The sequence below is a fragment of the Vibrio ulleungensis genome, assembly GCF_016900875.1.
In the GTDB taxonomy this organism is placed as follows: domain Bacteria; phylum Pseudomonadota; class Gammaproteobacteria; order Enterobacterales; family Vibrionaceae; genus Vibrio; species Vibrio ulleungensis.
Genome location: NZ_JAFEUM010000006.1, coordinates 110,462 through 132,453 on the forward strand (window position 1 = coordinate 110,462; position 21,992 = coordinate 132,453).

At 44.6% G+C, this 21,992-nt stretch carries 21 protein-coding genes; 6 read left to right on the forward strand and 15 right to left on the reverse strand.

Translation table 11 applies throughout. The features are described from left to right. The first annotated feature begins 10 nt into the window (after window positions 1-10). A complete protein-coding gene (gene lpxM / locus JQC93_RS14760) occupies window positions 11-988 on the forward strand; it encodes a lauroyl-Kdo(2)-lipid IV(A) myristoyltransferase (protein ID WP_205159183.1) in 978 nt (325 codons plus the stop codon). On the opposite strand, the gene JQC93_RS14765 is transcribed toward lpxM, so the two are convergent. Genes JQC93_RS14765 through waaF form a run of 3 tightly spaced genes read right to left on the reverse strand, consistent with a single transcriptional unit; the run spans window position 985 to window position 4,058 of the window. Next, window positions 985-1,779: a glycosyltransferase family 2 protein gene (locus JQC93_RS14765; protein ID WP_205159184.1), complete on the reverse strand. Its 795-nt coding sequence runs from the start codon at window positions 1,777-1,779 to the stop codon at window positions 985-987. The genes lpxM and JQC93_RS14765 overlap by 4 nt on opposite strands. Window positions 1,780-1,781: 2 nt before the next feature. Then, window positions 1,782-2,981 (reverse strand): O-antigen ligase family protein, encoded by a 1,200-nt coding sequence (locus tag JQC93_RS14770; RefSeq protein WP_205159185.1) that lies wholly within the window; start codon window positions 2,979-2,981, stop codon window positions 1,782-1,784. 42 nt (window positions 2,982-3,023) lie between these two features. Further along, entirely contained in the window at window positions 3,024-4,058 is a 1,035-nt protein-coding gene (waaF, locus tag JQC93_RS14775) for a lipopolysaccharide heptosyltransferase II (RefSeq protein WP_205159186.1), read from the reverse strand. A gap of 178 nt (window positions 4,059-4,236) precedes the next feature. On the opposite strand from waaF, the gene JQC93_RS14780 reads away from it, so the two are divergent. Then, window positions 4,237-4,995, forward strand: a complete 759-nt coding sequence (locus JQC93_RS14780; RefSeq protein ID WP_205159187.1) for a 3-deoxy-D-manno-octulosonic acid kinase — start codon at window positions 4,237-4,239, stop codon at window positions 4,993-4,995. Here the strand turns inward: JQC93_RS14780 and waaA are convergent. After that, a complete protein-coding gene (gene waaA, locus JQC93_RS14785; protein ID WP_205159188.1) occupies window positions 4,992-6,278 on the reverse strand; it encodes a lipid IV(A) 3-deoxy-D-manno-octulosonic acid transferase in 1,287 nt (428 codons plus the stop codon). The genes JQC93_RS14780 and waaA overlap by 4 nt on opposite strands. A 176-nt stretch (window positions 6,279-6,454) precedes the next feature. Here waaA and JQC93_RS14790 point away from each other — a divergent pair, with 176 nt between their 5' ends. Both JQC93_RS14790 and JQC93_RS14795 read left to right on the forward strand, forming a co-directional pair. After that, the gene (locus JQC93_RS14790; protein WP_205159189.1) at window positions 6,455-7,537 is read left to right on the forward strand and encodes a glycosyltransferase family 9 protein; all 1,083 of its coding nucleotides are present in this window, start codon (window positions 6,455-6,457) and stop codon (window positions 7,535-7,537) included. Between the two features lie 90 nt (window positions 7,538-7,627). After that, the gene (locus tag JQC93_RS14795) at window positions 7,628-8,605 is read left to right on the forward strand and encodes a glycosyltransferase (protein WP_205159190.1); all 978 of its coding nucleotides are present in this window, start codon (window positions 7,628-7,630) and stop codon (window positions 8,603-8,605) included. 68 nt (window positions 8,606-8,673) lie between these two features. On the opposite strand, the gene JQC93_RS14800 is transcribed toward JQC93_RS14795, so the two are convergent. The 11 genes from JQC93_RS14800 to JQC93_RS14850 form a co-directional block, all read right to left on the reverse strand. Further along, window positions 8,674-9,732, reverse strand: coding sequence for a glycosyltransferase family 9 protein (locus JQC93_RS14800; protein ID WP_328836404.1), 1,059 nt, complete (start codon window positions 9,730-9,732; stop codon window positions 8,674-8,676). A 114-nt stretch (window positions 9,733-9,846) separates the two neighbouring features. Then, window positions 9,847-10,770, reverse strand: a complete 924-nt coding sequence (locus tag JQC93_RS14805) for a glycosyl transferase family 90 (RefSeq protein ID WP_205159191.1) — start codon at window positions 10,768-10,770, stop codon at window positions 9,847-9,849. Window positions 10,771-10,946: 176 nt separating this feature from the next. Further along, window positions 10,947-11,759 (reverse strand): bifunctional DNA-formamidopyrimidine glycosylase/DNA-(apurinic or apyrimidinic site) lyase, encoded by an 813-nt coding sequence (mutM, locus tag JQC93_RS14810; RefSeq protein WP_205159192.1) that lies wholly within the window; start codon window positions 11,757-11,759, stop codon window positions 10,947-10,949. A 34-nt stretch (window positions 11,760-11,793) separates the two neighbouring features. Continuing rightward, window positions 11,794-12,264 (reverse strand): hypothetical protein, encoded by a 471-nt coding sequence (locus tag JQC93_RS14815; protein ID WP_205159193.1) that lies wholly within the window; start codon window positions 12,262-12,264, stop codon window positions 11,794-11,796. A gap of 114 nt (window positions 12,265-12,378) precedes the next feature. Then, window positions 12,379-12,546, reverse strand: a complete 168-nt coding sequence (rpmG, locus tag JQC93_RS14820) for a 50S ribosomal protein L33 (RefSeq protein ID WP_084884015.1) — start codon at window positions 12,544-12,546, stop codon at window positions 12,379-12,381. Window positions 12,547-12,559: 13 nt separating this feature from the next. After that, window positions 12,560-12,796, reverse strand: a complete 237-nt coding sequence (gene rpmB / locus JQC93_RS14825) for a 50S ribosomal protein L28 (RefSeq protein WP_004728407.1) — start codon at window positions 12,794-12,796, stop codon at window positions 12,560-12,562. Window positions 12,797-13,231: 435 nt separating this feature from the next. Further along, the gene (locus JQC93_RS14830; RefSeq protein WP_205159194.1) at window positions 13,232-15,481 is read right to left on the reverse strand and encodes a YjbH domain-containing protein; all 2,250 of its coding nucleotides are present in this window, start codon (window positions 15,479-15,481) and stop codon (window positions 13,232-13,234) included. 91 nt (window positions 15,482-15,572) lie between these two features. Then, the gene (locus JQC93_RS14835) at window positions 15,573-16,334 is read right to left on the reverse strand and encodes a capsule biosynthesis GfcC family protein (protein WP_205159195.1); all 762 of its coding nucleotides are present in this window, start codon (window positions 16,332-16,334) and stop codon (window positions 15,573-15,575) included. 23 nt (window positions 16,335-16,357) lie between these two features. Next, entirely contained in the window at window positions 16,358-17,020 is a 663-nt protein-coding gene (locus tag JQC93_RS14840; protein WP_205159196.1) for a YjbF family lipoprotein, read from the reverse strand. Window positions 17,021-17,134: 114 nt separating this feature from the next. Further along, complete coding sequence (locus JQC93_RS14845; RefSeq protein ID WP_205159197.1) at window positions 17,135-17,392, reverse strand: hypothetical protein; 258 nt, start codon at window positions 17,390-17,392, stop codon at window positions 17,135-17,137. Window positions 17,393-17,566: 174 nt separating this feature from the next. Beyond that, a complete protein-coding gene (locus tag JQC93_RS14850; protein WP_205159198.1) occupies window positions 17,567-18,007 on the reverse strand; it encodes an arsenate reductase/protein-tyrosine-phosphatase family protein in 441 nt (146 codons plus the stop codon). Window positions 18,008-18,511: 504 nt separating this feature from the next. Here JQC93_RS14850 and JQC93_RS14855 point away from each other — a divergent pair. Then, window positions 18,512-19,672: a polysaccharide export protein gene (locus JQC93_RS14855; RefSeq protein ID WP_205159199.1), complete on the forward strand. Its 1,161-nt coding sequence runs from the start codon at window positions 18,512-18,514 to the stop codon at window positions 19,670-19,672. Window positions 19,673-19,709: 37 nt separating this feature from the next. After that, the gene (locus JQC93_RS14860; protein ID WP_205159200.1) at window positions 19,710-21,875 is read left to right on the forward strand and encodes a polysaccharide biosynthesis tyrosine autokinase; all 2,166 of its coding nucleotides are present in this window, start codon (window positions 19,710-19,712) and stop codon (window positions 21,873-21,875) included. Window positions 21,876-21,992 lie beyond the last annotated feature (117 nt).

Below are 21,992 nucleotides of genomic sequence, written 5' to 3' on the forward strand. Positions count from 1 at the left end.
ATGATGCGTAATGACCCAGCGAAATGATTTCGACCCTAAAGCCTATAACCCTACTTTTCAGTGGCGATTTTTCGCACCTAAATACTGGGGTGTTTGGCTCGCCTTGATTGTGGGAATCCCAGTGGCCTTGCTGCCACGAAAGTGGCATTTGAAGTTAGCGACAATTATTGCCAATCATTTCCATAAAAAAGAGAGGGGCCCTGCACATCGAGCACGTGTAAATCTGCATCTCTGTTTTCCAGAAAAATCTTATGAAGAACGTGAAGAGATCATTCGACAAACCTTCATAACCGCCGTTTCCTTTTTACTTTCTTTTCCTGCGCTGACATTAAAAAATAAGCAGTGGTTAGCAAAAAATACAACTGTTAGTGGTTTAGAGAACATAACTCAAGCAACGGACAATGGCGACAATGTTATTTTGCTGGTTCCTCATACATTTGCCATTGATATCCCAGCTATTTTGCTCGCTTCCAAGGGGATGCCTGTTTCCGCGATGGCTAAAAAGCAGAAAAATGAAGTGGCAGACTGGCTAATGCATCGGCAACGGGTTCAGTATGGTGGTCGAGTCTATGAAAGAAGTGGCGGCATTAAGCCATTCATTAAGTCGATAAAAGAAGGATACCTAGGCTACTACCTTCCCGATCAAGACCATGGACCAGAGCACAGTATTTTTGTGGACTTTTTTGCGACCACCAAAGCCACATTACCAGGCTTGGGCAAACTATCTAAAGTCTCAAGAGCAAAAATTGTCCCTGTCTACTCTATGTACAATGCACAGCTTGGTCGATATGAAATCAAAATTGAACCCGCATTTTCTCCCTTCCCAACAGACACTGAAGAAGGTGATGCTCGCGCCATGAATGGGTTTATTGAACGCAATGCTACTGCAAGACCCGAGCAGTACATGTGGGTATTGCAACTGTTACACAGTCAGCAAAGTGGTAAAGACTTATATGTCGAGCTCAACGATCTATTTTATCCCCGCTAATTCAGAAACTCGCTAATGCCATTCTTACAATAAGAGAGCTTCTTACCAATAGTATCATTCAATATTTGGTCATTTTCAGGCAATGCATCTCTGCTGTTTTCGTTGTGATAAAGATGGTAGCCAGCACCAGAGAACTTTAAGTACAATCGGTTCAGGCCCGAATTTAACAGCCTTACTACAAATTCACTGTCCTCACGACCCCAACCAACAAAGTCGTTATTGAAGCCATTAACAGCAATGATGTCGCTTTTCCAAAAGGACATATTGCAACTTCTTGTAGACTTATCCGTATTAGATATGCGTGAAAAAACTCTTGAAAGTAGGCGGCTGTTAATAATGTTTTTTCTATTTTTTAGACCTGAAGTCCAAAAAGAAATCGTTCTATTGTCTTCAATTACTTCTTGAGAAAGGGTGTTACTAAGTAATACTCGTCCACCTTGAATAAACTGGTTCGGAGTAGCATTACTGGCGTGATCTTCAATAAAGGTTGGGGGAAGAATCATATCGCCATCTATGATGATAATATAGTCGCCTGCAGCGCTAGCAATCGCTTTATTTCGAGATCGTGCTGCTCGAAAACCACAGTCGTCTTGCCAACTGTGGATCAGAGGAACGGGAAAATCCTTACTCAGATTTAGCAGCATTTCTCGTGTGTCAGCCCCCGAACCATCGTCTGCGACAATGACCTCAGAGGGCATAGTATTTTGCTGTGTAACGCTATGTAACACAGCCAGTAATGCTTCTTTCCAATTATATGTAGTGATAACTAGCGTGACAGCAGGTAAAGTCATGTTCAACTCCGAATTTTTCGACGGCTCTGTTCTTTTTGTGAGTATGCCATGCACAGTGAAGTTGCGATTATGTATACAGTTAGACTTCGAGCATCAGAAAAGGGCGTATAGGCCATGGCCGCTACTGCAAAAACCACCGGTGGACCAACAATAATGAGCGAGTCATCATGACGACTTTTGATAGCTCGATAAACGGGATATAGCAGTAGAATCAGCATAAAAATTAGACCAACCAGGCCATATTTGACCCACTTCTCAAAGTAATCGTTGTGGAAATCCCAACTGACGACTTGATGGACTAGCGGAGTTATTTCACCTGACTCTAGCATTGCGTCCCATCGAGGAGCAAGTTTATTACCATGACCAAATATCGGCGCCTCTGGAATCATACCTAAGGCAACATTATAGACTTGTAGCCTTTGCCCAATAGACGTATCTAAGTTGCCTGCAGAAATTGCCTGTACTTCTCCAATTGTAACGATGATTCTATTTTTTGTTATAGGGTAGCTCAGTACTGCAGATAGTGACAAAATGACCATGCCAATAGCCATTACTTTTCCTCTGTTTTTGCTTTTTACAACTAGCCACAAAACAGTGAGTCCTACAAATACCACAAAAGCAATAATAGCACTTCTGATATCGGTAGCTAATAAAGTAATAGTGAGTATTAGTAAGTTTATGCCGAAGAATATTCGAGTTCGTGGCTTTTTATTCACGATTAATAAACTAAGAGATATAGAGGCTAGTACAGCAATGCTCGCGGCAAAAGGTAATGGGTTGACTGGCCAAAGATTTCTGGGTACAGGGTCTATAATTTGAAAGTTAGTGACGTAGATTAGACCGTTTATCGACGCCACTAACATGAGTAACGCTATATACTTAAAGTTAAGTGTTGATAGATTAACACTCATTAAAAACAGTGCCGAAATTATCAGCGCCCGCGTTTCTCGGCTATTGAAACCGTGAATTTCTCCAGAAACTACAGCAAAAGCTAAGTACAACAATATTAGTTTTAACCAGCTACTGGATTTAATTTTATTAATTATGGATTTAGGGCCATTAATTACTGTTATTACTAAAAATGAAATAGCCATGATGCCTACGAGAAACTTGTCACCTCTCGAATACCAGAACATGCCTGTAACTATCCATATTAATGGTAAATAGGAAAATACACTCAACAGTCTGTTTTTATTGTTCATTTTCAATAAGGTTCTCTAAGTTCACAGGGCTCGTTAACGCGCTCAAAAGGCGCTAATTTTGTCTAAAACTGTTCGACTCGAAATGTCGGTAAGGCATTTCAAATGACCGAAAGGGCAGGTTCTTTTAAAGCAGGGTCTGCATTCAATATCGGTATGGACTATCGCACACTGCTCAGTCAAGGGAGGAGTATAATCTGGAGAGGTGGAGCCGTAAATGGCTACTATGTTACAACCGACCGCTGCAGCTATATGCATCAGTCCAGAATCGTTGGCAACAACCGTTTTACAAGCCGCTAGGAGATCGACTGCGTCAATCAATGATGTTTGCCCTGCGAGTACTTTGATGTTGGGCTTAGCACTGTCGTCTACAAGATTGAGAATGCTTTCACAAGTGGCAAGATCTTTTTGCGAACCAAACAACCAAACCTGCTTTCCCTGTTCAGCTAGTGACTGCGCAACACTGGCGTAATGAGCTTCTGGCCATTTTTTGGCTGGACCAAATTCGGCACCAGGGCATAGACCTATCACTTCCGACTCAACGGATAAACTAAGCCTTTTTGTTGCCGCTTCTTGCGCGCTTTTATCGACGGTAAACTTGGGTGTTGGCAGTCTGTTTAATTGAACGATATTGCTGTTAGCGTTTAACGTGCCTTGAGAGTGAGCTAAGGCGCAATATCGTTCAACCATATACGAATACTGGTTAGGTTTTTTTCTCTGGTCATTAAGTAAAACAAATCTTGGCTCTCGTTTTTGCCAGCCAACTCGCTTTGGGATATTGGCAAGCCAAGGAATGATGGCCGATTTAATTGAGTGGGGTAACACATAAGCAATATCATAACCGTTTCGTTTGAGCTTTTTAGCTAACTTGAAACGTGTTGCTAAGCCAATAGAGCCATGGCCAACAGGCATTGCAATAGCACCGTCAACCTCTGGCATGCGTTCGAGTAGCGGTAAGCACCAGTCGGGCGCGAGAACGTCAATGCTAGCGTTAGGGTGTTGACTCTTTAGGGTCGTGTATAAAGATTGAGACATGACCATATCCCCAATCCAGGAAGGGCCCACAACCAGTATTTTCATGTTATATGGTACTCTTTGTCTTATTCAGAGAAATAATCCCCGCAATTAACAGACTAATCACTTGAGGTTTATAGTCTAACACCGCTAACATTGCGAGGCTATAATAGTCCCAGACGGACAGCCTATTTCGTGTGCTGAACGCATGAATGGCATGTTCGCTCAATTTTGTGGTCATCCAATGATAAAAATACGCGTTCAAGAACACCCAAAACACGATATCTGGTTCGACAATGACCTTATAACTCAAAAACAGGCATTGCTGTGTTTAGATATTGAAAAATCTGGGGCAGATCATTTAATCACGGGAAAAGCGAGTGGGCGAGGCACGACATGGTTTTTGCAGCTTACCGCGACGCTTGAAGTCGCAGTGCGGCGATATCGACGCGGTGGGGTTATTGGTCGATTCATTAAAGAGCGTTTTTTCTTTTTGGGTACTTCAAAACTGCGCAGCTACGCCGAGCTCAAATTGCTTGAAAAACTGAGTGAACGTGGCGTCCATGTACCTAAGCCGGTTTGCGCGAGTGTTACCTTTGTCACTCCATTTTCTTACACCGCAGACATTGTCACGCAACGCATTCATCACGCCCGCGACTTGGCAGAAACGTTAAGCCAGTCGACACTTCCAACGGATGTGTGGCAAACAATAGGCATTGAAATTGCGAAAATGCATAACATTGGCGTCAATCATACCGATCTGAACCTTCGCAATATTATGCTCGATAGCCAGCAACAAGCCTGGCTCATCGATTTTGATAAGTGTATTGACGAATCGGCCCGAGGCGTAGGTTTCCTAGGGCAGACTCGATGGAAGACCAATAACCTCTCTAGGCTTAAGCGTTCTCTACTAAAAGAGCAAAGCCTGCGAACTTGCCACTGGAGTGAAAATGATTGGCAAACCTTGTTGGATAGCTACCATCAAACGATGGCTCAACCCTAACCTGTAGCTCCTTGCTGGTCGAAATACTGCGACACGGCAGAGAGCGTCTTGCTCACAGCACCACGATTGTCCTCTACAATGGTTTTGGCTTGTCTACCAGCATGATCGGCACGACTTTTATTGTTTAAAAACTCTAACACTTGATGCGAGATAGCCTGGGGCTCTTGTGCAATGAACAGCGCATCGTTTGCGAGTAACTTGTCGGCGATCTGCGCAAAATTAAAGTAGCTAGGGCCAGAAATAATCGGCAGTGATAAAGCTGCGGGCTCTAATAAGTTGTGTCCGCCGACCTTGTCGCCAATAAGACTCCCACCCATAAAGCATACATCCGCACTGGCTAGAAGCAGCAGCAACTCACCCATAGTGTCTCCTAAGTACACTTGGTGTTGTTTATTATCTGCGAGTACAGTGCGTCGCCCAACAGACAACGCCATAGAGCGGCCCAGTTCATACACTTCGTCAAAGCGTTCTGGGTGCCGAGGCACAATAATGAGTAACGCCTCAGGGTGTGTGAGCAGTATTTGCTTATGGGCTTGATAAAGCAGCTCGTCTTCTCCGCTGTGTGTACTGGCGGCAATCCAGGTGGGCCTATTTGCGCCCAGTTCAGCTCTTAACTGTTTAGCTTTTATTGGAATAGACTCATCGATGTGGATGTCAAACTTAACCGACCCTGTGACTGTCACCTTGTGCTTGCTCACACCTAAACGAATAAACCGTTCTGCGTCCTGCGTGTACTGACATAAAATCTGGTCAAGTGGATGCATCAGTAAATGGCACAGCGGCGGTACCTTAAGATAACGACGGCACGATCGCTCTGATAGACGAGCATTGATTAGGGTAATGGGGATGTTAGCGCGTTGAGCCTGATGCAAGGTATTTGGCCACAGTTCTGTTTCCATGATAAACAGTGCTTTAGGCTGAATTGTCTTGATAAATCGACGCACACACCAAGCAAAGTCAATAGGCATATAGCGGTGTAATATCTTACCCGGTAGTTTTTCGGCTTGTTGAGCACCTGTTGCTGTGGTGGTGGTGATGATTATGGTTTGTTCTGGGTAGCTCGCGTGCATTGATTTGATGATGGGTGTTGCCGCGATGACCTCACCAACAGAGACTGCATGGAACCATATGGGGTTATCGTGTCCCGTTGGGTCCACAAAGCCAAAATGTTCTTTCCAGCGAGAGCCAAATGTTGGTTTTCCCTTTTTGGGTTTATACAGGGTCGCCAACAACAGCGGAGAAACCAAAAACAAAACCAGACTATAAAATAAACGCAGCAGCATGAGACCCCATTAATAGACGAACAACCCGGTACACGAAACCATTAACAAAAAGGGCTACGTTGTTGGCATTTTATAGTAGTTGATGGCTGTTCACCACCGCGCTGCAAGTGCGAGCCAATTTACTTTGGCTGCGATTCACTGCATAATTTCGTATTGCTTCAATTGGATACCGCTATATGCCCCTTTTTAAAACCGCTCCTAACGCTATATGTATATTGCGCTTGTCAGCCGTTGGGGACGTGTGCAATACCATTGCGATGGCTCAAATGATCCAACGGCAATGGCCAAGCACTCGCATTACCTGGGTAACCGGAAAACTCGAGCAAGAGTTATTGCAAGGGTTAGAGGGCATTCGAGTGGTTGTGTTTGATAAAAAACAGGGCTCAAGTGCCTATAGGTCACTCTGGGCTGAGTTGGCAAACGAACGATTTGATGCATTATTACACTGCCAATATGCGTTACGTGCCAGTATAGCGACACTAGGCATTAAAGCTCGATTCAAATTAGGTTTTGATCGGCACCGAAGCCAAGATTTCCAGACGTTGTTTACAAACCATAAAGTCCCCTCACCTATAGATAAACCACATGTGTTAGATGGTTTATTGGCTTTTGCTCAGGAATTAGGGGTGCAGTTGGAAAAGCCTTGCTGGGATCTCAATATCGACGTGGCCGATAAGCAGTGGGCAGACAAACAACTGCTACAGCAGCAACCAAATTTAGTGATTGTTCCAGGGGCGAGTAAAGCTTACAAAAACTGGCACAGCCAGGGGTATGCGCAGATTATTGAGCACGCTTCCAGTAAAGGATGGAAAATCACATTAGCGGGCAGCCCTTCTCCGGTTGAGCAAATCTTAGCGACAGAAATTGTGTCTAAAACCTCGGTAGCTATTAACAATATTGTCGGCAAATCGACGTTAAAACAGATGCTAGCGCTTCTAAAAGGTGCGGATCTGGTCATTGCACCAGACACCGGTCCAACTCACATGGCCAATGCAGTTGGAACGCCAGTTATCGGGCTTTATGCTCACCATAATCCAGAAAGAACAGGTCCATATTACTTTCGTGATTACGTCGTGTCGGCCTATCAGCAAGCACTCGTCGCGGAGGGGCGGTCGAAGGCGCCAAATTGGCGGACTCGGGTGAAAGATCCGCAGGCAATGAATCGCATAGTAGCGAGCGATGTAATCAATATGTTTGACAGAGCTTCTTTAGCCTTCAACATCGAACGCAACATCGAAGCAAAAGCAGCGAGTAAATAACAAAGGTGCCGTGCCCGATCTTGGTGTTTTGGCGACAAAGCGACAAACAAGCTGAAGGTAGTTTGAAGTAATTATGTTGAGAATAAAGCGATGAATATTTTACTGTTTATGGATGCCGTTTTACCCGCAGTCAATTATGGCGGCACACAACGTGTGGTGTGGGATCTTGCTTACGCATTGTCGACCATGGGGCACAGGATCACACTTCTTGCGGCAAAAGGTACCGTTTGCCCGTTTGCAAAGGTGATCGACTACAACCCAGAAGCACCGTTTGAACAACAAGTTCCCAAGGACATCGATATTGTTCATGCGCACTCGCAGTGCAACTGTTCTTCATTTCCGATAGTCCATACCATGCACGGAAACAGCAACACTCAAGCAAGCAGCAATACCATCTTTGTATCAAAAAACCATGCTCTTCGTCATGGTGGGAGCGCCTATGTACACAATGGACTCAATTGGGACAACTACCCAGAGGTTTCCCTGAATGCCGCGGGGAATCGCCAACGCTTTCACTTTTTGGGTAAAGCCGCATGGCGACTAAAAAACGTTCAAGGTGCGATAGATATTACCAAATTAGCCAAGCAGCAACTGGACGTGTTAGGTGGCCATCGCTTCAACATTAAAATGGGGGTCCGCTTTACCTTTGATCGCCATGTACGATTTCATGGCATGGTCAATGATGTGGAAAAATCGTCTATTATGAGTGGCTCTAAAGGGTTGGTCTTTCCCGTCACTTGGCATGAACCTTTTGGCCTAGCCATCACCGAAAGCCTTTACTTTGGTTGCCCTGTCTTTGCCACGCCGTACGGATCATTGCCCGAGTTAGTCAGCAATGAGGTTGGATTACTATCTGACTCGCAACCAGATCTTGTTACGGCGGTGTCTAATGCCGAACAGTTTTCATCGAAGGTTTGCCACGAGTACGCAAGAGATCTTTTTAACGCACATGTTATGGCCGAACGTTATCTTGGATTCTACGATAAAATCATTAATAACCAACCACTTAACGAAATTAAGCCCGATTGGCAGCCGGCGCCATTTAAAAAACTGCCGTATAAAAAATAGCACCGCCATATTCACTTTTATTAGGCGCACACAACTATGCTTATGTGCGCCTTAAATAATAACAAAGCTTATAAAATTTTAGCTAACGCTTGCGACGCATTTAAGCTATCAAGTTCAACACTAGCCCCTTTGTCACCCAATACTCCAAAGGTGATTGCGCTGGTTGCCGTATAGAGACCAACGCATTTGGCCCCTGCGGCATCGGCGAGATGCAGTGGGCCTGTGTCGCAACAGATAAAGCCATCCAATTGCTTGAGGGCACTGGCAAGTAAGCGCATATCTTTTTGAAAAATAGTATGCATAGCCGATGGTAGAGGCGCGGTGATATCGGGACTCAGTACTTCAACCCACTGAATAGGGACGGCGGACGCTTGCTCAAACTGCTCGATAATGTCTTGCCATGTTGATTCGGACAACTGTTTGGAACCGCGAGCGCCCCTAAAGTACGCAATGGACAAGGTGCCTTCAGCAGCAAATTCACGTTTTTTCTCCAAGCCAAATTCGACCTCATGCGGCTTCAAAACAATATGATGAGAAATCGGCTCAATCAGTGTATTGCCAAGCTCGGTAAGCAAATAGAGGTTGGTGTACGCCGCATGGTTACGTTGATCACTCTTGCTAAAGGTGTGCGTATAGCACAGGTTACGATTTTCATTTGGTGATGATACTTTATTTTTAGCATTGAGCATGGCGCAGATCATCGAGTCTTCCACAGAGTTAGAAGGCACAACAACCAGATCAAACACCTGCTTTTTCAGCGAACGAATTTCTTTAAAGTAAGTAAGCAACCCTTTGAAAGAGAACTGTGTATAGCTGAAATGGTCGACCTTGAGCCCGTCAAACACTTCACCTTGCCAGCTTTGCTTAAGGACTAGAGTAATCTCGGCATTGGGGTATAGCGCTCTTGTTTGCGTGATAAATGGGATTAAGAAGTACATATTCCCAATACGAGCGTTGTTTCTTACAATAGCAATACGTTGTACTTGGTCATGAGAAACCAACGTTGATTGATTGTGTGCCTTATTGTTGAGTAGTGCGTAAAGCAACACCTCAAGACGCTTCATTTTGGCTCGGCGGTACTTATCGAAATTGCGAAAACCCGTTTTTACTTTTACTTTTAGAGACACTTTTTTTCCTTTCACTCGTTTTTTATTGCACTACACACGATAGTTTTAGCCACGGCGTGGCAGGTCGGCTTTACCTTCTCAACGACTCGGCATCTTGGAGATCGACTAGTGTATTCACTGTTCTAGTTGATCTGAAAGTGCGAAGTACTTTTCGACAACGCAGATCCCTATCAGTTCTTCTAAATCGTCATCCAGAAATTTTTGTACATGCTTGTGGGCGTTGTCGATGATTGTTAATGCCTCATCAATGTGCTCATTGTAATAGTTCATTTTCTCTTCTAGATCGGAAAAATCAGGGTTCACCTCAACATAGTGAATACCTGGCACCAGTGTGCCTTCCATAAACCACGTTTCAAACTTCATTGGTGGGGTGATGACCAGCGAATTGGATGACATTGCCCACTTAAGGTTTGTGGCAACGTCGTTGCCTTCTAAGCAAATAATAAATTTATTTTCAAGCTGCTCTTCTTTCGACATGAACGGTTGTTGCCATTCTGGGTGCTCATCACTTGGATTAGATTGGCCCGCGTCGACCATAGGGTGAGAAAACATTGACTCCATAAAGGCAATGCGATGTTTTTGGTATACAGTGCCTCTAAACACGGCCTTATTATGTTTACTGCCAAATGAGCGCTTGTCGTCGACGAACTTAAAATGGCGGTACTTGTCTAGCTTTAGCAGAACCGAATTTCTATTATCTCCAGCAATGGGCCTTGCTTTAAAAAAAGTGGGCAAGGACTCAATGTGAGTTTCATCCCCAAAGTGTTTTTTAAACCTGAGCTTTTTGTCAAAATAGAATAAGTATGATTTCAGATCGTAGAAATACGCGCTAAATCCACGGCGTTTAAAATCGGCAATTTTTTGAAAAGAATCGTCGCATGCAAAGTGCTCTTCGCCTTTCATGTAGTAGTCAACCCTGGAGCGTATATCTTGTTCGCTATTAAGGTATTTTTTCTTTAGCTGACGCAATCGAAAGGCATACACCACTCGCGGTACGAGACGACGAGATACGTTATTGAGATAGTAGAGTACTTTCATGACTGGATTCTTTGTCCCTTGGCGTGGTGCGAATTGCATTGTTCTGTAAGTTGTTTGTTTGGCTTCAACGAATACAGTGTCTGTTTGTGAATCTAGCAACGGGTACTTAGCATTATAAGGTAAATGTTAACATAGGCAATTCGAGTCAGCGCGATAACTCTTTATTTTTGGTCGTGTTATTCGGATTGGCAGCGTTCACACCAAAAGGTGTTTCTTTTTGCTATCGATTGGGCGCGTATTTTGGTCGCACATATAGGACAAGGCTCGCCTTCCTTCCCGTACACACTCAATACTTGTGCAAAATAGCCAGGCTTGCCGTCTGGCTGTTCAAAGTCGTTGAGCGTGGTGCCGCCTTGCTTGATGGCGTTGTCTAACACATGCTTTATCTCTTCAATAAGCTGCTTTAAGTCAGTCTTTTTGACTGAGTGTGTAGATTTTAAAGGGGAGATCTTCGCATTGAACAGTGCTTCATTGGCGTAGATGTTTCCCACACCAACCACAACCTTATTGTCCATAATAAACTGCTTAATGGTGATCTTTCTTTTTTGTGCCAGAGGCCATACATACTCTAAACAGAAACTTGCAGTGAGAGGCTCTGGACCCAAGTGCGACAGCAACTCAATGTTTTCTCCTTTAGCAAACCATAGCCAGCAGCCAAATCGGCGAGGATCGTTGTAGCGAAGCGTGACACCATTGCTTAGTACCATATCGACATGGTCATGTTTGGCCGGAGAGGTTGGAGTCTTTAACACACGCAATGAGCCCGACATGCCCAAGTGCACAACAATAGTTCCCACATCGAGTTGAATTAATAGGTATTTTGCCCGGCGTTCTACGCTGTTTATTTGGTGACCAATCGCATCGGCTATCTGCTCTGGTACCGGCCATCGCAAGCGCGGCTGCCTGATCGTAAGGTTTGTAATGGTTTGCCCTACTAAGTGTGGCGCGGTCCCTAAGCGGGAGACTTCGACTTCTGGTAACTCTGGCATTGTTCATGTTCCGTGTATTGCACTTTGAAATGGGTTACAGGCCTAAATACTGGCCGTCCACAGAGACTGCCAACCATTTGTTCTCCCAGCTTTGTAGCAACCAAAACTGCTCAAGCTCGTAGGTTGTTATACGTTGTGGCTCGTCAATATCGACGTACCACACTTCCACCGTTGATGGAGAGTGTAAATTTGGCGAAAGCTGTTGGTATTGCTCAGTTGTAATCTCTGTGCCCACTAATGAGCGCCAACGCTGAGCAAGCTCGGTCGAATCTAGCGCAGAGAAGGATTCGGAACGCCAAGTACCATCGGTATAGACGACAGACATTGAGGGCAGTTCGATTTTGTAAGGTGCGGCCGTAGGATTAAGGACATACGGAAAGTCACTATAAGGGTCGGAAATGAATAGCGTTTTAATGATCGTTGGCAAATTGAGCGCGGTAATAAACAAAATGCACGCAATAATGATGACGTTGTTCCACTGACGACGTGTGAGCCTAGGCAGCATAATATCCCTTTATCAAGCAAACCACTTTAGAGTAGTAATACTGATTACTATAAACTGCAGGCAATAAAAAACCCAGCCTAAGCTGGGTCTTCATGTCATCGAAGTTGCAATCAATTACTTGATTTTAGCTTCTTTGTACATAACGTGCTTGCGAACAACTGGATCAAATTTCTTGATCTCAAATTTGCCCGGCATGTTACGCTTGTTTTTATCTGTAGTATAGAAGTGACCTGTACCAGCAGAAGAAACAAGTTTAATCTTTTCGCGAATGCCTTTAGCCATTGCTCAATTCCTCTTAAACGTTTTCGCCACGTGCACGGATATCAACAAGAACAGCATCGATGCCTTTCTTATCAATAATACGCATGCCTTTAGCAGTTAGACGTAGTTTAACAAAACGTTTTTCGCTCTCTACCCAGAAACGATGAGTTTGTAGGTTCGGCAGAAAACGACGCTTAGTAGCGTTACGTGCGTGTGAACGGTTGTTACCCGTTACCGGACGTTTACCAGTTACTTGGCATACTCGGGACATGAATGTCTTCTCCAAATCGTTTCAGCTCGATATCAACCTTGGAGGTTAAGCTTAATCATCACAAGGATGGCTAGTCAAAACTACTGTGGATAATCCACACAAGGCTATCAAAGGTCGCGCATTATACTAACTTGCACGCGGTAGCTCAAGACCTAATCAGATCCTTTTTACAGAATCGCAGATCTTTTTGAGCGTCGAACTGAGTTGTGCTTAAAATTGTGGCGGAATAATACGGTAAATAATGCAAGGGTGCAATCACTGACTGACGCTTTGAGTGTAAATAAACACGAGTTTCTGAAAATATCAAAGCGCTATGACTTTTACGGCTTATTAGCTATGGTTTCGCCTAAAAAATAGCCAGTTAAAATCCTTTCAGACGACCACTTTTGCAAGTGGTCGCCGAACAAAAAAGGATCAACAATTAATTTAAAACAATCAATAAGACGTATTCTTACGTTGGTGCCACGGTGAGCGGCTATCGGTACGATCAAACAGGTCGTGCTGCTTAATCAGCATTTGCCCGCCGTCACGAGTAATCGGCTCCCATTTGATGGTCGCGCGATCAACGGTTGGGTTAATGCTTAAGATATCAAATGGGATCGAGACGTAAAATCCTTTGTTGTAACTTCCTTCACCGTATTCTTCTGGGGTCAAATTAGTCATAGCTGCGTAGGCGCCTACGGTTACACCAGAGCGGAACTGCTTAGCAAACTCTATACGTCCACCGATGTCGCCACCTAAGAATTGCCCAGCGCTGAGCTTAAACAACGTGTTATTAAGTAGGCTCCAGGTTGGCATGTAGTACATGCTTAAATGACCCGTAAAGCCCTTATTAAGCACGTAAGCCTTACAGGTGTGCGGGTAGTCGTCACATTGCTCTGGGTTGTAGTTATCGTAGTAAAAGTAATCTTCCGTATAGACACCAAACCAAGAATCTGGGTCGCGCTGGCTGACCACATTTAAATCTAAACCGACAGCCCAGTTAGAATCCAGCGGACGATAAATGGCCTCACCACCTACACCAGCAAACATCATTTCTAAATACCCCGCATAGGCTTGCGTGTAAATTTGCTCGCTAGGCTGCTCAAACCACGTTAGCTGCAAGTGGTCTAGCCTTACCGGGTTGTCGTGCACGTAAGATCGAAACAGCGTGCGGACTCGTGGGGTGCTGTGATTGTTTATGTGTGGGTTGTTATCGATGTAATTGTACTTGTCGTAGTTATCGATAAGGTTAAAGTAGATCGCGCCGCCAAGCTCGACCTTGTCTGTTAGCCTTACCTTTCCTTTGGCATTAATACCAAAGTGATACAGGTAAAATGACTCAGGGCCGCCTAAACTCTGGGCTAGAACGGGCTCTAATCCGGCCTCCCAAGATTTTTTATTATCGTTGACCACGGCGCTCGCACTGTACGCGTCGCGGGTGCTGGCATTATTCACCGCAAAACTCTCTTCAACGGTGGCGTCTAGATCTTCGCGTTGCAAGGCATATTGATAACTAGCTCGATCAATAGAGGTTTGGGTGAGTTTTTGATCGTTAAGAGTTTCAATGATCTCAAAATGAGTCACGCTTGCTGGAGCGTAGTAATTTAAAATAACTGCTAAGCGCCTAATGGCTTCTTCGCGGTCGCGATATTTAGTTTGCTCTGCCGTGACATACAGTGTGTGTTCTTCAATCGCGATGCTGCTTTGTGTAAACCCAGCGTTATCGGCCATCTCAACGCCAACGGCATCCCAATCGGTTGTTGGGACAGGGACATCTTCATGCGCGGGTCGCGTATAGGATTTTACCGGTTCATCTCGCCAGATGTTAGGTTGACGATTAAAGTTGGTATTTAAGCTTGCACCAAAGGTCCAGGTGTTGCCTCGTTGGTAGCTAAGCTTAAGGTCGCCTAGGTTATCCAAGCGATAGACTGCACCAATGTTGACGGGTGAATCTTGCTTATACTCAATACCTTTAGGAGTAAAATATTCGCCCGAGTAGTCATTGCCTTCGTACTCAAGCTTTAGAATGAGTGGCTGGTATGGAGTATGGTATTCAACACCGCCAAATAGTGCACTTGGTCCTTTAAACCAACGGTTGCTGTCGATAGCGCCACCCGAGCCTTTATAGTCTGAAGGTCGGGTGCAGAATTCATCGCTTACCTTACAAAACGGATTGGTGACTGTGCCGCTTTGACCCAAATACCCCCAACCTAGACCCAATGTAAAGTCTAGCGGGCCGACCCGTTTACTGGCTGCGATAAACTCGCCATCGAACAGTCCGGTCCCGCCCATGTCTCGTATGCCAATAGAGGTTTCTGGTAGCCAATAGCTCTCTTCCCAAAGCCTAAATTTAACGTCGATGCCTTTATCGGTATATAAGTTGTCACCACTGTAACCTGGGTCGCTACTAAACAGCGCATTAGGCACACGGGTGTAGCGAATAGTCGCTTCAAACCAGCTAAATAATTGCACGTTAGCTGTGTAATGGTGATAGTCATCATTCCAGCTACCGCCAATGGCAAAAGCGCCTTCTTCAGCCATACGACCTGTTGGCACTTGCATTAATCCCACCCCGCCAAAGTCGGTGTAGGTAGGTTGGTATATTAAAGTGTCTGCGGCAGTGCTGTCGCTGCTAACAAAGACGCTACTAATAGACGCGGTAAGTAGTGCGCTAAAAATCAGTCGCTGAGTGGAGAATTGCATAGAATCTCTGCCTTGAGATAAATGTAGTTTGTAAAAAAACATCGGTTAGCCGGTAAGTCCAACGAAGGTTCAACTAAGAGAAATATCGGACTTAATAAAAATGCCGGCTCGCAATGAGCTTTGCGATATTTTGCTCTAAGTCAATGGTGGCTTGCTTGTCACTGTTATAGCCCACAAACAGAACGCTACCGGGCACAATAGAGGCCGCTTCATTATTCCAATAAGCATACCCACTGCGAGTGATGTGCCCATCTGGGTAAACAATCCACACATAGCTGCGATGGCCCTTGTCGTGCCTGACACTTTGTTTGATGTAGTCGGACGCCGTCCAATGTGGCTGCCATGTGAGTAATTGCGGCGTGTTCACTAACCCCAGTATTTCTATGGTAGAGGGTGGCTCGATAAGTTCTAAATCAAAATCGCCTGCTAACATAGGATCGAGAGATGCATCAATTCGGAACACGTCTTGATCGAGAGAAAGTAATTCTCGATAGCCGACAGTCCAATCGTGCACTTCATTAATTAGCAGTTGATAGGACTCGTCCTCTTCTAATCGATTGTGCAGTTCAGTTAGAACTTGCTGTTTTAGTTGCTCAGCTTGCGACTGCTTAGCGCTACTAAATAGCCGGCTATACATAGGGTAGCTGTGGATAGAGGGGGCTGTAGTGTAAGGAGCCACTGCCGCGACTACGGCAGATAAACGACTTGGCTTATCAAACTGTAGCTGCTGCCCTTCACTAGCAAGGGTTATACTCAGCGTTGGTGCAGGGGCCTCTGAAGCACTAAGCAATAAAGGCATTAATGCACCTAAAAAAGCCATACTCACATGAGCTAGCTTTTTAATTATATTCACAATATCACTCCATGAACTGGCTATTAAGGGTTATAAGGTTTGAGTATTTCAAGCTCAATTTTAAGTGAATCCGGTTTTAGCCACTGTACAGTTTTTAGCACCAGGCCTTGGCCATTGACGTAATAATGGTTGTTGACGGTTTCATTCAATGCCGAAAACGTCACGGTTTCTACCCAGTGAGTTAATGGCTCTTGCCACAATAGCGATGAGACATCTTGGATACCCTTTTGTTTCAAAGTGCCACTAGCAGGTTGGAATAGCTGATAATTGGGCATCCAACTGTACGAGCCACTCCATGCCGCAGAACTAGCTGAAAACTCAATGGGAGAAGGCTCGGTAACCCAACTTTCCAAATTTACGTAGGGGAGGTTAACGGTTTTTACCACCCGACCGTTTTCGGTCACAATCATGGCGCTATCGGCCGATAACCACTTTAACTGCTGCGCGCCACTAATTGGGTTTTGATCGACAAACGCCAATACCATAAATGCCCGAGCCTGATCATTGACTTTAACGTACATACTTGCGTAGGGCAGTGCGTCGACTTCGTCTTTTGTTTGTGCAATGTCACCGCTACCAAATATAGCGGCATTGAGCGTGTCTACCGAATTAAGCGAGCGCTGGGTGCAGCCTGTCGTGGCTAGAGTCGCCAGAGAAATGAACAGTAATCCAAGAAATTGCTTCATCCGTGAACAAACCATCGTTGTGTAAGTGGCAAGATAATAACGTACTCGACAAAAAAAAAGCACCCGACTTTGTAACAAAGTGGGTGCCTTCTAAAACTTATTAATTCTGAATACTTAGTTAGTACCAGTAGTACCTGAAGTACCGTCGCTACCGCCAGCGATTGCTACAGTTGTTACTACAACAGCAGCGGCTACAGCCATTGTTGTTGCTGCAACACCACCAGCTGCTGCGCCAGTTGCTGCTGTAGCACCTGCCGCGCCAGCGCCAGCACTACCAGTAGCGGTAGAAGCTCCCGCTGCAACTTCAGTCGCCGCAGAAACAGAACCAACACTACCTAAAACCAGAGCCATTGCTAAAGCAATTTTTTTCATAATTATTTTACCTACACTTTTGTTTGAGAAGAGCCGATAAAATACAACTAAAGTGCTTATCGACTGACGCCATCTGACTAAAGTATCTACTAAATGTATATTAAGTCAACTGCAATGTAAGGCATAACATCAAAAATTCATATCCAACACTTCCTCTCGCCCCTCGCCTGTTTGTCAAAGCTTCCCAGCCCACGCCTCAGCCGCTCGGTCAATCAACTCAAAAGCAAAATCAAACGCCTCACGACTCTGCTTATAAGGATCAGGGATCTCTTTTTGCCCCAACCACTGCCCAAACAACATGGTTTTACCGCGCGCTGCGGGTGCAATGCTGCACACTGCGTCAATATGCCCTTTTTCCATAACCAAAATAAGATCAAACTCAGCGCACATTTGCGCAGTCAGTTGTTTAGATTGGTGCCCTTGCAAATCTAAGCCATTTTCGGATGAGACTTGAATGGCCATATCGTCGGCAGGTTTACCGACCAAACCACTTTTGGCAGAAGCAATACCCGCCGAATCGATGGTTTTGTTGGGCAGTAGCGCTTGTAGTTTGCGCTCCCCGGTTGGTGAACGGCAAATATTGCCCACACAAACCACTAAAATTTTAGAAAACATAGCAAACCTATCTTGAAATCCAGAGATCGTTGTAGGGTCAAAAGATATCATCTTGGATGAAATTACAAAAGTGACCTGTAATTGCGAGTCACCTTGTCAATGCGCCAATGGAAACTAAGACAATCACAAAACTAAGAGAAACAACTATTTAGTTACTAAGTAAATTCATGAAATAGGTGTGTGTGATTATTGTCACATTTAAATAACGGTGGAGAGTTGAGATTGCTGCGAATTTAGTCGATAATCACGCAGCTTTTTTGCCACTGAATTCATATGCAATACGGTATATCGGTAAAGCAAATCAAGCATCATAAAAATAATAAAAAATAAGTTGGCTGGTTTTCAATCTTACGCAATGGGGTTATGCGTTACACCAATGGGCGGTAGCGTGCAAAAATAACTTACTAAGATTGTATCCATTCAACTCCCCTTTCATAATGAATACTATGGTTAACCCTGCGCTACTTTTGGCGTTTTCACGACTATTAAGAACACATCTATACTATGGAAAATGGTAAAACTTGGTTACTCACCGCCTCTTTGTCTGTGTTACTTGCAGGCTGTACTGTTCCTGGCTCATATCTATCGACAGATGATAAAAATATGGTGGCCAACGAACCTACCGAGCAAGCTAAAGGTGAGCAAACAGACGATGAGCAAACCCCTCCAGAGGAAGTGGTAAACGTATACCCACTAACGGCGTCAACCATTTCTGAATACAGTGGCACAAATGCTTACAGTTCTAAAGGCAATCCAGACCTAGATTTGTTGGTGCAGCAATATGAGTACCTTATTGGCCCTGGTGATATTCTTAACGTCACTATATGGGACCACCCCGAGCTGACTATTCCAGCAGGATCGTACCGCAGTGCCTCGGAAGCCGGTAACTGGGTGCATGCCGATGGCACAATATTTTACCCCTACATAGGCACAGTAGAAGTTGCAGGTAAAACCGTGCGTCAAGTCCGAGCAGAGATTGCAACAAAACTGGCTCGCTTTATTGAGCGTCCTCAAGTGGATGTAAATGTAGCGGCGTTTCGCTCTCAAAAAACCTATGTAACTGGTGAAGTCAATAAACCTGGCCAGCAGGCGATCAGTAATATACCGCTTACGTTGCTCGATGCCGTTAATCGAGCAGGGGGGCTCGCCAGCGATGCCGATTGGCGCAACGTCACGCTTACACGTGATGGTGTTGAAGAGTCATTGTCTTTGTATGGCTTAATGCAACGTGGCGATCTCACTCAAAACCGCCTATTAGAGCATGGTGACATAGTTCATGTACCCCGTAACGACGCGCAAAAAGTGTTTGTTATGGGCGAAGTAAATGACCCTCAAATGCTAAAAATGGACCGCGCAGGGATGAGCTTAACCGAAGCACTCAGCAATGTAGGTGGCATCAATCAGCTTACCGCCGATGCTACAGGCGTGTTTGTCATTCGCACCTCTAGTGAAGACCAACCGCATTTGGCCGACATTTACCAACTCGATATTAAAGACGCATCGGCTTTGGTTATAGGGACAGAGTTTGACTTAAGGCCTTACGACATTGTGTATGTAACCGCAGCACCAATTACTCGTTGGAACCGCGTGGTTGCCCAGCTAATACCGACTATTTCAGGCTTTAATGACCTTACCGAAGGTGTGAGCCGCGTACGTAACTGGTAGTTACGTTTTCAATAGATTTATAATTAAGTAAACAAAAATGACACAACAAACAAACTCGCGCTCAGAGAGCAATGAAGATGTGATCGATTTAGGTCGCTTATTAGGCATCTTACTAGATGGCAAGTGGTTTATTATTTGCCTCACTTTTTTATTTGCAGTAGCGGGCGTGGCTTTTGCGCTTTTATCGACACCCATTTATAAAGCCGATGCATTGCTTCAAGTAGAAGAAAAATCCAGTGGCGGCATATCGGCTATGGTGGGTGACATGGGGGAGCTGTTCTCTCAAGAGTCGTCAGCAATGACAGAAATAGAGATCATTCGCTCACGTATGATTTTGGGTGATACGGTCGATAAGTTTAATTTAACTACGGTAACGGCTCCCAGCTATATCCCGGTTGTTGGTAAAGGCTTGGCTAGGCTGCAAGGAAAGCAAAACCATATTTTGGTTTCTCGTTACGAGCAGCCATCCTATGCGAGCGTGTTTTCGCATAAAATTGTAGTGACTGATCCTGTCAGCAAAACATTTCAGTTGGTTCGTGATGACGAAAAAGTAATCCTGTCGGGTAGTGTTGGTGAAGTTGCCCATGGGAACGACTACACCATTTTTGTTGCCGATATTGAAGCGCAACAAGCCAACACAGAGTTTAGTATTGCTAAGCAAAGCCGCTTAGACGCAATCGAATGGCTAAAAAGTGGACTGTCGATTAGCGAAGTTGGTAAGCAAACGGGCATTATACATTTGTCATTCGAAGGTGAAAATCCAGAGCAGAATGTTGCGCTACTTAATGACATAGCGCAAAATTATTTCTTACAAAACGTAGCGAGAAACTCTGCAGAGGCCGAGCAAAGCCTTAAGTTTTTACAAGCTAATCTGCCAGAGATAAAAGATGAGCTAACCGTATCTGAAGACAAGCTCAATCAATTTCGTCTAGAGAATGAATCTATAGATTTGGGCCTAGAGGCACAATCCACACTTAACGTAATGGTAGCTTTAGAAGCACAGCTCAATGAACTAACCTTTAAAGAAAGTGAGATCAGCCAACGTTTTACCAAAGACCACCCAGCTTACATTTCTCTTTTAGATAAACGTAAAACCTTGCTGAGCGAAAAAGAACGCCTCAATCAACAAATACAAAAACTCCCAAAAACTCAACGTGCGGTATTGCGATTAACGCGCGATGTGGAAGTAAACCAACAAATCTATGTACAGTTACTTAACAAAGTCCAAGAGTTAGCAATTATTAAGGCCGGTACCGTCGGAAACGTTCGCATACTGGATGCGGCCGAATCTTTTACTTACGCGGTAAAACCTAAAAAGCCATTAATTGCGGTATTGGCAACCTTACTTGGCGGCATGTTGAGTGTTGCTGTTGTATTAGTAAAAGCGGCTTTTCATCGTGGCGTTGAAAACCCAGACGATATAGAGCAAATTGGCCTACCGGTTTATACCAGTGTGAATAAATCTGACTTAGAGCTAGAGCTGTTCAAACGCAATAAGCGCAAAGGTAAACAGACTATAGGCTTGTCTCTACTTGCCGAGTCAAACCCGGCTGACTTGTCTATAGAAGCGCTGCGTGGCTTACGAACAAGCTTGCACTTTGCCATGCTTGAGGCAAAAAACAACATTGTAATGATCTCGGGTCCAGCACCAGGTATTGGTAAATCGTTTATATCGACTAATTTTGCTGCCGTTTCCGCTAAATCAGAACAAAAGGTGCTACTTATTGACGCTGATATGAGAAAGGGCTATTTACAACGCTCGTTTGGTTTAGATTGGGACAACGGGCTTTCTGATTTCCTAATCGGTAAATTAGATAAGCAAGGTTTAGTTAAACCTTCCGGCTTAGATAATTTAGATGTAATCACTCGCGGCCAAGTTCCGCCAAACCCATCAGAGCTATTAATGCACCCTAGACTACAGGAGTTACTAGAGTGGGCAAGTGAAGAATACGACTTGGTACTCATCGATACTCCGCCAGTTTTAGCCGTAACGGATCCTAGCATTGTAGGCGCCCACGTAGGCACGACTTTAATGGTGGTGCGCTTTGCTCAAAATACAGTGAAAGAGATTGAAGTGGCTAGAAATCGATTTGAGCAAGTAGGTATTGACGTGAAAGGCGTAATATTGAATGCAGTTGAGAAGAAGGCTTCTAGTTCATACGGGTATGGGTATTACAATTACTCGTATTCTAGTGAAAAGTGAGAGGCACTAGCGTGGCTCCAATAGATGAACCTATTGGGGCACTTTTTGCAAAAGTAGCACAACCAAGCCTTTACAAGGGATTATCCGCAATGGACTGTCTCAAAATGAATGAAAACT